This window comes from Methylobacterium sp. C33D, assembly GCF_053345825.1.
This window is the reverse complement of record NZ_JBKFAV010000020.1, coordinates 19971-32740: the sequence shown is the minus strand read 5'-3', so window position 1 is coordinate 32740 and position 12770 is coordinate 19971. Positions and strand designations below refer to the sequence as shown.

13 protein-coding genes are annotated in these 12770 nt (G+C 73.7%); 6 read left to right on the top strand and 7 right to left on the bottom strand.

What is annotated here, in order from left to right:
• Window positions 1–103 precede the first annotated feature (103 nt).
• The gene (locus tag ACLBXO_RS17240; RefSeq protein WP_447686107.1) at window positions 104–778 is read left to right on the top strand and encodes an urease accessory protein UreE; all 675 of its coding nucleotides are present in this window, start codon (window positions 104–106) and stop codon (window positions 776–778) included.
• Window positions 779–906: 128 nt separating this feature from the next.
• On the opposite strand, the gene ACLBXO_RS17235 is transcribed toward ACLBXO_RS17240, so the two are convergent.
• Together ACLBXO_RS17235 and ACLBXO_RS17230 are read right to left on the bottom strand one after the other, a co-directional pair.
• Entirely contained in the window at window positions 907–1332 is a 426-nt protein-coding gene (locus tag ACLBXO_RS17235; protein ID WP_447686106.1) for a GFA family protein, read from the bottom strand.
• Between the two features lie 163 nt (window positions 1333–1495).
• Entirely contained in the window at window positions 1496–1711 is a 216-nt protein-coding gene (locus ACLBXO_RS17230; RefSeq protein ID WP_447686105.1) for a hypothetical protein, read from the bottom strand.
• A 515-nt stretch (window positions 1712–2226) separates the two neighbouring features.
• Between ACLBXO_RS17230 and ACLBXO_RS17225 the strand changes: the two genes are divergently transcribed.
• Entirely contained in the window at window positions 2227–3102 is an 876-nt protein-coding gene (locus ACLBXO_RS17225; protein WP_331314519.1) for an SDR family oxidoreductase, read from the top strand.
• Between the two features lie 66 nt (window positions 3103–3168).
• On the opposite strand, the gene ACLBXO_RS17220 is transcribed toward ACLBXO_RS17225, so the two are convergent.
• On the bottom strand, window positions 3169–4800 hold the full coding sequence (locus tag ACLBXO_RS17220) for a methyl-accepting chemotaxis protein (protein WP_447686104.1): 1632 nt from the start codon (window positions 4798–4800) through the stop codon (window positions 3169–3171).
• A gap of 435 nt (window positions 4801–5235) precedes the next feature.
• Between ACLBXO_RS17220 and dusA the strand changes: the two genes are divergently transcribed.
• A complete protein-coding gene (gene dusA, locus ACLBXO_RS17215; protein ID WP_447686103.1) occupies window positions 5236–6252 on the top strand; it encodes a tRNA dihydrouridine(20/20a) synthase DusA in 1017 nt (338 codons plus the stop codon).
• Between the two features lie 12 nt (window positions 6253–6264).
• On the opposite strand, the gene ACLBXO_RS17210 is transcribed toward dusA, so the two are convergent.
• The 3 genes from ACLBXO_RS17210 to cobS are packed head-to-tail and all read right to left on the bottom strand — an operon-like array spanning window position 6265 to window position 8052.
• Window positions 6265–6957 (bottom strand): retropepsin-like aspartic protease family protein, encoded by a 693-nt coding sequence (locus ACLBXO_RS17210; RefSeq protein ID WP_447686102.1) that lies wholly within the window; start codon window positions 6955–6957, stop codon window positions 6265–6267.
• The gene (locus ACLBXO_RS17205; protein ID WP_447686101.1) at window positions 6954–7166 is read right to left on the bottom strand and encodes a DUF1289 domain-containing protein; all 213 of its coding nucleotides are present in this window, start codon (window positions 7164–7166) and stop codon (window positions 6954–6956) included. The genes ACLBXO_RS17210 and ACLBXO_RS17205 overlap by 4 nt, the downstream gene beginning before the upstream one ends.
• A gap of 52 nt (window positions 7167–7218) precedes the next feature.
• Window positions 7219–8052, bottom strand: coding sequence for an adenosylcobinamide-GDP ribazoletransferase (gene cobS, locus ACLBXO_RS17200; protein WP_447686100.1), 834 nt, complete (start codon window positions 8050–8052; stop codon window positions 7219–7221).
• 86 nt (window positions 8053–8138) lie between these two features.
• On the opposite strand from cobS, the gene cobT reads away from it, so the two are divergent.
• Window positions 8139–9179, top strand: coding sequence for a nicotinate-nucleotide--dimethylbenzimidazole phosphoribosyltransferase (cobT, locus tag ACLBXO_RS17195; protein ID WP_331314496.1), 1041 nt, complete (start codon window positions 8139–8141; stop codon window positions 9177–9179).
• A gap of 118 nt (window positions 9180–9297) precedes the next feature.
• Here cobT and ACLBXO_RS17190 read toward each other — a convergent pair whose 3' ends face one another.
• The gene (locus ACLBXO_RS17190) at window positions 9298–10890 is read right to left on the bottom strand and encodes an ABC transporter substrate-binding protein (protein WP_447686099.1); all 1593 of its coding nucleotides are present in this window, start codon (window positions 10888–10890) and stop codon (window positions 9298–9300) included.
• 117 nt (window positions 10891–11007) lie between these two features.
• Between ACLBXO_RS17190 and ACLBXO_RS17185 the strand changes: the two genes are divergently transcribed.
• Together ACLBXO_RS17185 and ACLBXO_RS17180 are read left to right on the top strand one after the other, a co-directional pair.
• Window positions 11008–11685 (top strand): GntR family transcriptional regulator, encoded by a 678-nt coding sequence (locus ACLBXO_RS17185; RefSeq protein ID WP_447686098.1) that lies wholly within the window; start codon window positions 11008–11010, stop codon window positions 11683–11685.
• Window positions 11686–11789: 104 nt separating this feature from the next.
• Entirely contained in the window at window positions 11790–12743 is a 954-nt protein-coding gene (locus ACLBXO_RS17180; RefSeq protein WP_447686097.1) for a dihydrodipicolinate synthase family protein, read from the top strand.
• Window positions 12744–12770: the final 27 nt, after the last annotated feature.

Genomic DNA, 12770 nt, shown 5'->3' with positions numbered 1-12770 from the left:
CGTCTCGCCCTATGCCACGGTTCGGAGGCGCTCCGGCCGCGGTGCCGCGGCGCCCGATCCGCACCACGCCCGGCACCAGTCCGTCACCAGTCCCGAGGGTCCCATGCCGACAGCCACCACGATCGTTCGCCGGGCCGCCGTCCGCGCCGACCGCGTCGCCGACACGGTGACTCTCGACCGCGCGGCCCGGCACGCGGTCGCGGGATCCCTGGTCGCAGAGGGCGGCCTCGGCTTCGACGTCGCGCTCACCAAGACCGCCGCGCTCGAGGACGGCGACGCCCTGCGCCTCGACGACGGCCGGCTCGTCGCGGTGCGGGCGGCCGCCGAGGACCTCCTGGAGGTCCGCGCCGAGAACCCGGCCCGCCTGCTGCGCCTGGCCTGGCAGCTCGGCGGCAGCCACGTGGACGCCGAGATCGGCGCGGACGTGCTCTACGTGCCGGCGACCGCCGCCGCGGCCGAGCTGGTGCGCGGGCAGGGCTGCGTCGCGACCCCCGTCTCCCGCGCCTTCCGGCCCGAGCAGGCCGCCCACGATCACAGCACCTGCGGACACGATCACGGGCACGACCACCATGCCCACGATCACGACCACGATCATCACGACCACGGTCACAAGCACGCGCACGACCACGGTCACAGCCACGATCACGGGCACCATCACGAGCACGGGCACCAGAAGCACGGCCACGATCACGCCCACGATCACGCCCACGATCACGCCCATGACCACGCCCATGACCACGGGCACGTGCACGGTCCCGGCTGCGGCCACGAGCACTAGCGTTCGAGCCGGGCCCGGTCCGGAGCGGCGCTCGGGGACAGGGCCGGTCAGACGGGACCGATCGGGGGTCCCGCGCCGGCTCCCGACCGCGGCCGCTCCACCACCGTCACGCGGCCATCACGCGGCCGTCACTCCGCCGGGACGAAGCGCAGCGTGCCGGCGCGACGCGTGGGCCGGCCGGTATCGTTCGTGTGATTGACGCCGTCCATCACCGGGACCTCCGGGAAGTCGAAGGGGCTGACCCCGTCCAGGCAGGCCACGTTGACCGCGTGGACGTTCGGATCCGACCGCCGCTGATGATGCGTGTAGACGCCGCAGCGGGAGCAGAAGAAGTGCTGCGCCGCCCCGGTATGGAACCGGTAGGTCGTCAGCGCCTCCGCCCCCTGCAGGATCCTGACGCCGCCCGGCCGCGCCATGACGACGACGGCGCCGCGCATGCGGCAGTAGGAGCAGGTGCACCGCCGGATCGACGCGAGATCGTCGCTCAGGGCCGCCTCGAAGCGCACGGCCGCGCAATGGCAGCGGCCGGGCCGGATCGTCGCGTCGTCCGCCATGGTGCTGGGCTTCCCGCGCAGTGTCCCGCGATCCGGCTCGACGGTCGGTCCGGCCGGTGCCCCGGGGTCTAAGTCCGGGATGCCGCGCGGACAATCACCGTGTCTTCACGCGGGATGTCAGGAAAACTCACGCGGGCCCCCGGCAGGCCGGGAACCTGGCCGGTCACATCCGCTTCGGCACGGGCCTGCGGCAGTACAGGCGCGCCGCCTCGGCGGACAGGCCGTCCTGGGCGGCCGCGCACTGGTCGAGGGTGAGGCCGATGCTGGCCGCGTAGGGCTCGTTGGGCGACAGCGCGGCGCGGGCGAGGGCCGCGAGGTACAGCAGGAACGCCGCGCCCGCGACGATCAGCGCCGCGACGAGGGCACGGTTCAGCAGCATCGCCGGCGACCGCTCACGGGAGCCCGACCAGCAGCAGCGCGAGCGCAAGCACCGTCAGCCCCGCCCCAATCAGGGCCACGGCGGTGTAGTCCCGTCGGGATCGCCGCAGGGCTGCGCGGCCGGGCCGGATCACGGTCCGCGCCCCGGATCCCCGGGCAGGGTCCGCGTCGCGGGGCTGGCTCACTGCAGCAGGCCCCACAGGCCCGTGATCAGCCCGAAGGTGAGCGAGAGCATCGCTGCGCAGAGCAGGACGCGGTCGATCACGCGGGCGGCCCGATCCTCCGGCTGAACGTCGATCATGGCGGGACCTCCTCGCGGCCAGAGTGACGGGCGGCTGTTGCTGACCTGTGTCGACCTGTGTCGACCTGTGTCGGTCCGTCGCCGGCACACGCGCCCGTGCGGTCCGCGGCGGAGGCGGCCTCGGACGGGGCATCGCCGGCGCGGGCGCGGCGCCAAGGCACCGGAACACCCGGGATGCCGCGCGGTTGGACCGGCACCCCCACCGGAGACGACGCGTGACCACGGATCCGCTGCACAAGTATCCCCGGCCGCCCTTCGCGGCGCAGCCCCAGAGCTTCCCCGGCAAGACCGGCCGCATGGAGCCGGAACCCGACCACGGCGAGGCGAGCTACGCGGGCTCCGGCAAGCTGACCGGCCAGGCGGCGCTGATCACCGGCGGCGATTCCGGCATCGGCCGCGCGGTCGCCATCGCCTTCGCCCGGGAAGGGGCCGACATCGCCATCTCCTACCTGCCGGACGAGCAGGCCGACGCGGAGGCGGTCGCCCAGTGGGTCGAGAAGGCGGGCCGGCGCGCGCTGCTCCTGCCGGGCGACCTCAAGGACGCCGCCTACGGGCGCCAGATCGTCGCCCGCACGGTGGAGACGTTCGGGCGCCTCGACGTGCTGGTCAACAATGGCGCGTTCCAGCAGCCGAACCAGGACCTCGCCGGGATCGACGACGCCGTGTTCGAGGACCATTTCCGCACCAACGTGTTCGGCGCCTTCTACGTGACCAAGGCGGCGCTCGCCCATCTGAAGCCCGGCGCCTCGGTGATCTTCACCTCCTCGGTGAATTCCAAGCACCCGATGCCGTCGCTCCTGGCCTACAGCGCCACCAAGGGCGCCCTGAGCAACATGGTGCTCAGCCTCGCCCAGCTGCTCGCCGACAAGGGCGTGCGCGTGAACGGCGTGCTGCCCGGGCCGATCTGGACCCCGTTCATCCCCTCCGGGATGAGCCAGGATTCGGTGACATCGTTCGGCAGCCAGGTGCCGTTCGGCCGGCCCGGACAGCCGGCCGAACTCGCCTCGGCCTACGTGATGCTGGCCTCGGAGGAGAGCAGCTACACGTCCGGCGCGCTCGTCACGGTGGCCGGGGCCATGCCGGTGTTCTGACGCGCCTCTCCGACGCGCCGCGCGGACGGGCCCCACGTAGGGCGCCCGTCCGGAGCGGCGGCTCCCTCAGGCGGCGCGCATCTCGACGAGGAAGCGCATCACCTCGGCGCGCAGGGCCTCGGCGCTGCGGCAGACGTCGCCGGCGGCCGCACCGACCTCCCCGGCGACGCGGTGCGTCGCCTCCGCGGCCGCCGCGGCCGAGACCACGTTCTGGCTCACCGCATCGGTCCCCCGGGCGGCCCCGTCGATGTTCTGCGCGATGTGCCCGGTGGCGAACCGCTGCTGCTCGACCGCCGCCGCGATCGCGCTGGCGATCGCGTTCATGGTGTCGACGGTCCTGCCGATCGCGTTGACCGCGCCGACCGCCTCCGTCGTCTCGCCCTGGATCGCCGCGATCTGCGCGGTGATCTCCTCGGTGGCCTTCGCGGTCTGCCCGGCCAGGCCCTTCACCTCGGCGGCGACCACGGCGAAGCCGCGCCCGGCATCGCCCGCCCGCGCCGCCTCGATCGTGGCGTTCAGCGCCAGCAGGTTGGTCTGCTCGGCGATCGCCGAGATGATCCGCACGACCTCCCCGATCCGCTCCGCCGTCCCGGCGAGGCCGCGGATCTGCCGGTCGGTGCGCTCCGCCTCGGCCACGGCCTGGCCGGCGATGGTGGCCGACTTGGCGACCTGCCCGCCGATCTCGCCGATCGAGGCGGACAGCTCCTCGGTGGCCGCCGCCACGGTCTGAACGTTGGCGGCCGCCTGCTGCGCCGCCTCGGCCGCCGAGCCGGCCTGCCGTGACGCCTGCGCGGCGGTGTCGGCCATCGCCCCACAGGCCTCCCGCATGCCGGCCGCAGCGGCGTCGACCCGTGCCAGGAGCTGGCCCGCCTCGGCGTCGAAGCTGCGGGTCACCGCCTCCATCCATTGGGCGCGCTCCTGCCGGCGCTCCTGCTCGGCGCGCTGCTCGTTCGACAGGGTCCGCGCCTGGATCATGCTGTCCCGGAACACGCCGGCGGCCTCGGCCATCTGACCGATCTCGTCGCGCCGACCGAGCCCCGGGATCGCGAGGTCCGTCGCGCCGCCGGCGAGCTGGCGGAGGGCGGCCGTGAAGGCGCTCAGGGGGCGCGTGATGCTGCGCGCCAGCAGGAACCCGACCAGCCCGATCCCGATCGCGAGGGGGATCAGCCAGAGCAGGGTGGTGACCATCCGCGCCCGGTCCAGGGCGTGGATGTCGTCCACGTACAGGGCCGAGTTGATGACCCACTGCCAGGGCTCGTAGGCGAGCGAGTAGGCGACCTTCGGGGCGGCCTCGGTCTCGCCGAGGCGGGCCCACCGGTACTCGGTGAAGCCGCCGCCCTCCTGGGCGCGCTGGATCATCGTCCCCACGAAGGTCTTCTTCATCGCCGCGTCGTCGCGGGACCGCGTGTTCTCGATCTTGGGATCGGGATGGACGACGTTGCGCCCGATGTCGCCCGGGGTCGAGCTGTAGACGAAGACGTAGTCGTTGCCGTTGTAGCGCATCGCCCGCAGCGCGTCCGCCGCGCGCCGCCGCGCCTCGTCGACCGTGATGGTGCCGGCCTCCGCCTGCCGGGCGAACGCCACCACGATGCCGTGCGCCGACTCGACCTGGGCGCGGATCGCGGTCTTGCGACCCTCCATCATCACCGTGCCGACCGACGAGATCTGGACGCCCACGATCGCTATGAATGCCAGCAAGATACAGCTGATGAGATAGAATATCTTCTTGCCGATCGTCATTTCAAATATTCCTGCTCAACAATTCTATCGTCAGCCGCAGTTCATAGATAGAATCAACTGTGCTCCGGCGCCGCGGCGACCTATGATCTCTCCCAGATTGGAGTAATTCCATGCCGGCCACACATGTGAGATATGCTTCCTACTGCGCGCGGCAGCGCGGATGCGGCCGGGGGAATGGCACGGACGGACGCCCCCGTCCGGAGCGGCGTCGCGCGACAGCGCCGCGCCCCCGCGGCGACGGCGACGGCCTGACCGGCGTCGCGCGCCGTTTCGCCGGGCGGCCTCCCGTGGTATCCGGCGCGCTCACCCGCCACCTGCCGGATCGCGGGCGCGCCCCGCCCCCGGCGGGACGCCTCGCGGGCGGGACTACGGGCACAGCGCGGATCTGGGAACGTGACGGCGGCTGACGAACGCGGCGCACTGGCGGGATGGCGCTTCTCCGTCGCCCCGATGATGGACTGGACGGATCGCCATTGCCGGGCGTTCCACCGGTCCCTCTCCGCGCGCGCCCGGCTCTACACCGAGATGGTGACGACCGGCGCTGTGCTGCACGGGCCGCGCGAGCGCCTGCTCGGCTTCTCGGCGCTCGAGCACCCGGTGGCGGTCCAGCTCGGCGGCTCGGATCCGGCGGAGCTGGCGCAGGCCGCCCGGATCGCCGCGGATCTCGGCTACGACGAGGTCAATCTCAACGTCGGCTGCCCCTCGGACCGGGTGCAGGAGGGCCGCTTCGGCGCCTGCCTGATGCGCGAGCCGGCCCTGGTCGGCGACTGCGTCGCCGCCATGAAGGCCGCGGTCCCCGTGCCGGTGACGGTGAAGTGCCGGATCGGCGTCGACGACCAGGACCCCGAGGCGGCGCTCGACAGCCTGGCCGACGCCGTGGTGGCGGCGGGCGTCGACGGGCTGATCGTCCACGCCCGCAAGGCCTGGCTCCAGGGGCTCTCGCCCAAGGAGAACCGCGACGTGCCGCCCCTCGATTACGGCCGCGCCGCGCGGCTGAAGCGGCGGCTTCCCGGCCTGCCGATCGCGGTCAACGGCGGCCTGCGCGACCTGGATTCCGCGCGGGCGCGGCTCGCGGAGGTCGACGGCGTCATGGTCGGCCGCGCCGCCTACACCGAGCCGGCGCTGCTGCTCGGGGTCGATCCCGACCTGTTCGGCGTGCCGGCCCCGGCCCCCGACGCCTTCGCGGCGGTCGCGGCGTTCGAGCCCTACATCGCCGCGTGCCTCGCCCGGGGCGAGCGCCTCCACGCGGTCACCCGGCACATGCTCGGCCTGTTCAACGGCCGGCCGGGCGCGCGGGCCTTCCGGCGTCACCTCTCGACCCACGGGATGCGCCCGGAGGCCGACCTCGCGACCCTGCGGGAGGCGGTGGCGCTGGTCTCCCGCGCCGCGCCCGAGGCCCGCGCCGCCTGAGCAGCGGCCCGGTCAGGGCCGGCGCAGGATCAGGCGGTCGCCCCGGACCTCGTAGCCGGAGAGCCGCGACAGGAAGGTCTGGCCGAGCAGGTTCGCCGAGAGCGCGCCCGGCTTGGCCACCATGGCGTTGACCCGCCGCTCGGTGATCGTCCCGACGCTGAGCGAGTCGAGCTGGGTCGGCGCCGCGTAGGTGATGCCGTTGGCGGTGGAGACGCGGGCGGTGAAATCGGAGGGCGCGGGCGTGAGCCCCAGCGCGGCGGCGTTCTCGGCGGTGAGCACGACGCTGCTCGCCCCGGTGTCGAACAGGAAGGGCTGCACCCGGCCGTTCACCTGGGCGTCGACCCGGAAATCGCCGTCCGCCCGCCGGGTGACGGTCACGGAGCCGTCGCCGCTCGAGGTCGCGCTCCCCGGCCGCAGATCGCCGAGCACCCGGGCGCCGACGTCCTGGATCCGGTCGCGGTAGCTGTAGCCGATCACCAGGGCGAGGCCGATCAGCGCCCAGGCCAGGAGCGCCTGCAGGTTCGCGCCGAGCCGGGCCGTGAATTGCCGCCAGAACCCGGCCACCACCAGGAGCAGGATCGTGCCGGTCCAGGCGAGGTTGGCCAATTGGTCGGGCCCGATCACGCCGCCGACGGTGTCGCTGCCGTCGCTGAGGACCAGGGCGACGAGGACCAGGGCGAGGGCCGCGAGGCCGAGATAGATCATGACGGCAGCGGCGCTTCCAGGGGCGTCAGACCGGCGGCGCGCATCCGGGCGCCGAGCCCCGCCATCACGGCGCGGCGCTGCGGCTCCGACAGCGCGCCCCAGGCGGCGATCTCGTCGCGGGTCCGGCCGCAGCCGCAGCACAGGCCGGTCGCGGCGTCGAGGACGCAGACCTTGGTGCAGGGCGAGGCGGGTTTCGGCGCGGGCGGCATCGGTGATCCTTGGCCGCGGGATCGTGGCCGGGTCAAGACGCGGCGGGACCGCTCAATCCGCCACGCCCGCCGTCGCCGCCACCAGGGCCAGCAGGGCGGCGATCTCCGCGACCTGCTGGCAGGCGCCAATGACGTCGCCGGTCTGCCCGCCGATCTCGGCGCGCGCCAGCCGGGTGAGACCCAGGGCCGCGAGGCCGGCGCACAGCACCATCAGCGCGACCCCGCCGAGGGGCAGGCCGAGGGGCACGGCGCCGAGCGCCAGCAGCGCGCCGAGGCCGAGCGCGGTGGCGAGGCTCGCCCGGCCCGGGCGGCCGACCGAGGCGGAGAGGCCGCCGGGCCGCGCCGGCGCCAGCAGCACCATCGGGGCGAGGGCGGCGACCCGCGACAGGGCGGCCGCCAGGATCAGGCCGGTCACGGCCGCGTGGCCGATCCGGTCGAGGAGCGTCGCCAGGGCGCCGATCCGCAGGGCCAGCGCCAGGACCAGGGCGGCGCCGCCGTAGGCCCCGATCCGGCTGTCGCGCATGATCTCCAGGCGGCGCTCCGGGGTGGCGCCGCCGCCGAACCCGTCGGCGACGTCGGCGAGCCCGTCCTCGTGGAGGGCGCCGGTCGCCACCACGGCGACCGCCACCGCGAGGGTCGCGGCCAGGAACGGCCCGAGCCCGACGGCCCAGCCGGCCGCCAGCACCAGGGCGGCGGGCAGCGCCAGGATCACGCCGGCCAGCGGCAGCATCCGCGGCAGGGTGGTGAAGTCGGGGCTGCGGTGCGGGTCCGGCTCGCCGGGCAGTTGCGGCACCGGCAGGCGGGAGTAGAAGCGCAGGCACCCGGCGAGGTCGTAGAGGGCGCCGCGCCCGGGCCAGTCGGCCTCCCCGCCGGTCTGCCTGTCCATCGCGGTCTCTCGCATCCGCCCGCCACCGCGCGCCGCTCCCGTATAGTCTCCCCGTCCGGAGGCGCCCACAGGAAATCACCGCCGCCATGACCGATTCGACGACCGCTCCCGAACCCGGCCCCTTCGACGACATCCGCAACCTGCTGAAGGCGATGCCGGGCCCCGACGCGGAGGCGAAGGCCGCCGTCGCGGCCCGGGACGCGACCCTGACGAAGCCCGCCGGCTCGCTGGGGCGCCTGGAGAGCCTCGTGACGTGGCTGGCGGCGTGGCAGGGCAAGGCGCCGCCGACCTTCGACCGGCCGCTGGTCTGCGTCTTCGCCGGCAGCCACGGGGTCACGCGCCGCGGCGTCTCGGCCTTCCCGGACGCGGTCAACCGGCAGATGCTCGACAACTTCGCCGCCGGGGGCGGGGCGATCAACCAGATCTGCGCCGCCTACGGCCTCGGCTTCAAGGTGTTCGACCTCGCCCTCGACATGCCCACCGGCGACATCGCGGAGGGGCCGGCCCTCGACGAGCGCGCCACGGTCGCCACCATGGCGTTCGGCATGGAGGCGGTGGCCGCCGGCACCGACTGCCTGGGCATCGGCGAGATGGGCATCGGCAACACCACGGTGGCGGCCGCCCTCTACGCCGCCCTGTTCGGCGGCGATCCCGCCCACTGGGTCGGGCGCGGCACCGGGATCGACCGGGACGGCCTGTCGCGCAAGGTCGCGGCCGTGGAGGCGGCGCTCGCGCACCATGCCGGCCACCTCGACGACCCGCTCCAGGTCCTGGCGCGCCTCGGCGGCCGGGAGATCGCCGCCATGGCGGGCGCGATCCTGGCCGCGCGTCTGCAGCGCATCCCGGTGGTGATCGACGGCTACGTGGCGACCGCCGCCGCGGCGGTTCTGCACGCCGCAGACCCGGGCGCCCTCGACCACTGCCTCGCCGGCCACGTCTCGGCGGAGGGCGCCCACGCCGAGGTTCTGGAGCGGCTCGGGCTGGTGCCGCTGCTGGCGCTCGGCATGCGCCTCGGCGAGGCCTCGGGCGCCGGCATGGCGATGGGCCTGCTGAAGGGCGCGCTCGCCTGCCACACCGGCATGGCGACCTTCGCGCAGGCCGGTGTGTCCGAGAAGGGCGCGGGCTGACGCCGCGTCTTCGCGAGCGCAGCGAAGCAACCAAGGGCAGCGGGACGTCGGCAAGCGTAGCGTCGCTGGATTGCTTCGCTGCGCTCGCGAAGACGGACGGTCTTCTGGCCGGCCGTGATCAGCCGGTCTTCTCGATGTTCCAGAAGAACTGCACCGGCGCCATGACCATGCCCTTGAGCTTCGCGCTGACCGCCATCGGCTGCTGCACGAGGCCCGCGGGCGCGTAGGGCACGACCTCGAAGGCGCGCTCCTCGATGCGCGCGGCGAGCGCCTTCTGCTGCGCCTCGTCGCTGGTGGCGATCCAGTCGCTGCGCAGGGTCTCCAGGGTCGGGTCGTCCGGCCAGCCGAACCACGCCGCCTGACCGTTGGCGCGGATCAGCGGGTGGAGCGCCGGGTTCAGCACGTCCGCCCCCGACCAGAGGGTGTGGAACAGCGACCAGCCACCGGCATCGACCGGCCCGCGGTTGCCGCGGCGGGCGATGAAGCTGCCCCAGTCGGTCGAGACCAGATCGACATTCATGCCGAGCTGCTTGAGCAGGTCCTGGGTCACCAGCGACTGGTTGTAGGCGATCGGCTGGTCGGCCGGGGCGAGCAGCACCACGCGCTCGCCCTTGTAGCCGGCCTTGGCCAGCATCGCCTTGGCCTTGGCGAGGTCCGCCTGCATGGCCGCGGCCCCGCCGGCCCCGGTCGACATCGGCGAGCCCGGCGTGAAGAAGGTCTTGGCCTCCCGGTAGTATTCGGGGCTGCCGACCACCGCCTGCATGTAGTCGTCCTGCTTCATGGCCATCATCACGGCCCGGCGGATCTCGGGATTGTTGAACGGCGGCTGCGTATGGTTGAACCGCATCAGCAGGATCAGCCCGAGCGGCACGTTGCGGATCTCGATCCCCGGCTTGCCCTTGAGCACCGGGATCAGGTCGATCGCCGGCTGCTCGTACCAGTCGACCGCCCCCTGGATCATCGCGCCCACCGCCGCCGAGGCCTCGGTGATCGCGAGCCACTCGATCCGGTCGACCTTGGCGACCTTGCCGCCGGCCGCCCAGGAGGGCGCCTCCTCGCGGGGGCGGTAGCCGGCGTGGCGGGTGTAGATCGCGTTCTGGCCGGGGATCCATTCCCGCGCCTCGAAGCGCCAGGGCCCGGAGCCGGTGGCGTCGGCGATCGGCTTCGACGCATCCTGGAGCGCGACGCGCTCCGGCATGATGAAGGGCACGTTGGAGGACAGCTTGCCGAGCGCCGCCGGGAGCAGGGGGAACGGCTTCTTCAGCGCGATGGTGAAGGTCCGCGCGTCCTCCTGGCCGTAGCCCTCCACGAAGCCCGCCAGGGTCTGGCCGAACGCGTCCCGCTTGGACCAGCGCGCGATGGACGCGATGCAGTCCTTGGCCTCGACGGGGGAGCCGTCGTGGAAGGTGAGGCCGTCGCGGAGATGGAAGGTCCAGCGCAGGCCGTCGGGCGCGGTCTGCCACGCGCTCACCATCTGCGGCTGGATGCGGAAATTCTCGTCGGTGGCGAACAGCGTGTCGTAGACGAGGTAGCCGTGGTTGCGGATGACGTAGCTCGTGGCGACGATCGGATCGAGGGACGGCAGGGGCGTCGACGGGATGAAGCGCAGCACGCTGCCGCCGCCGGGCTGGGCCCGGACCAGGTGCGGGAGGCCGAGGCCGGCGGCCGCGCCTGCGGTACCGGCCAGGATCTGGCGGCGGGAGAGCGTCATCGCGGGCACCCTTGTCGTGATCGGGCCCGTTGCCCGATTGATTTTATACAATTTCAACACTGAAGCTCCGCCGTCAAGGGTCCTGCGGAGCATCCGGGGCCGATCGGGAGCGAGACGATGAAGAACCGGACCATCGCGGGCTCGATCGGGACCGAGATCCGCCGGCGCATCCTCGACGGCCGCTATCCGGCCGGCTCCCAGCTCCGCCAGGACGGCCTCGCGGCGGAGTTCGGCGCCAGCCGGATCCCCGTGCGCGAGGCCCTGTTCCAGCTCGAGGCCGAGGGCCTCGTGCGGATCCTGCCCCATCGCGGCGCCATGGTGGCCCCGCTCTCGCCGGCGGACGCGGCCGAGGCCCTCGAGCTGCGGGGCGCCCTGGAGCCGCGCCTCCTGGCCCTCTCGGCGCCCCGCCTGACCGCCGACGACTTCGCCCGGGCCGACGCGCTGCTGGAGGAGTACGCCGCGGCCCTGCGGGCGGGCGCGACGGCGCGCTGGGGCGCCCTCAACACGGAGCTGCATCTGCTCCTCTACAGCCGGGCGGAGCGCCCCCGCGCCCTCGGGCTGGTCGGCTCCCTGCTGGCCGAGTGCGACCGCTACACCCGCCTCCAGCTCTCCACCGACAGCGCCGAGCTGGAGCGGGCCGACCGCGAGCATCGCGAGATCGTCCGGCTGTGCCGGAACGGCCACGTCTCGGCCGCCCGCGCCCTCCTGACCGACCATATCGACCACGTCGCCGCCGCGCTGATGGCGTTCCTCGGCGCCGCGCCCGGCCCGGCCCACGCGACGGCGATTGTATAAAATCCTTGCCAGACGCGCGCGGCGCTGCCATGGAGAGGCGTGCCGCCCCGCGGGGCCCGCGGGGCCGGCCGGGACGATCCCACCTCCCAGCAGGCGAGCCGGCGATGGCCTTCGATCGACACATCTTCTCCGGCACGATCCCGGCCCTGATGACGCCCTGCCGGCCGGACCGGTCGCCCGACCTCGACGCCCTCGCGCGCAAGGGGCGGGAACTCGTCGATGCCGGCATGTCGGCGGTCGTCTACTGCGGCTCGATGGGCGACTGGCCGCTGCTCACCGACGAGGAGCGGATGGCGGGCGTCGAGCGGCTGCTCGCCGCCGGCGTCCCGGTGATCGTCGGGACCGGCGCGCAGAACCCGAAGCGGGCCGCGGCGCTCGCGGCGCACGCCAAGGCGGCCGGCGCCCACGGCCTGATGATCATCCCGCGGGTCCTGTCGCGCGGCAGCTCGGCCGCGGCCCAGGAGGCGCATTTCGGCGGCATCCTGGAGGCGGCCGTCGACCTGCCGTCGGTGATCTACAACAGCCCCTATTACGGGTTCGAGACCCGGGCGGACCTGTTCTTCCGCCTGCGCGCCCGCCACCCGCACCTCGTCGGCTTCAAGGAGTTCGGCGGCGCGGCCTCGCTCACCTACGCGGCCGAGCACATCACCGGCCAGTCGCCCGACATCACCCTGATGGTCGGCGTGGATACCCAGGTGGTGCACGGCTACGTCAATTGCGGCGCCCGGGGCGCCATCACGGGCATCGGCAACGTCCTGCCGCGGGAGGTGCTCCACCTCGTCGCCCTGTGCGAGAAGGCCGCAGCGGGCGACGTGCGGGCCCGGCGCCGGGCCGAGGAACTCGACGCCGCGCTGGCGATCCTGTCGAGCTTCGACGAGGGGACGGACCTCGTCCTCTACTACAAGCACCTGATGGTGCTGGAGGGGAACCCGGAATACGCGCTCCACTTCAACGCTACCGACGCGCTGAGCGCCGGCCAGCGCCACTACGCGGAGACGCAGCTGCGCCTGTTCAAGGCGTGGTACGCGCAGTGGTCGGAGGCGGGCGCCGGGGCCTGATCCCCGGGCGCGCCGCCGAACGCAGGG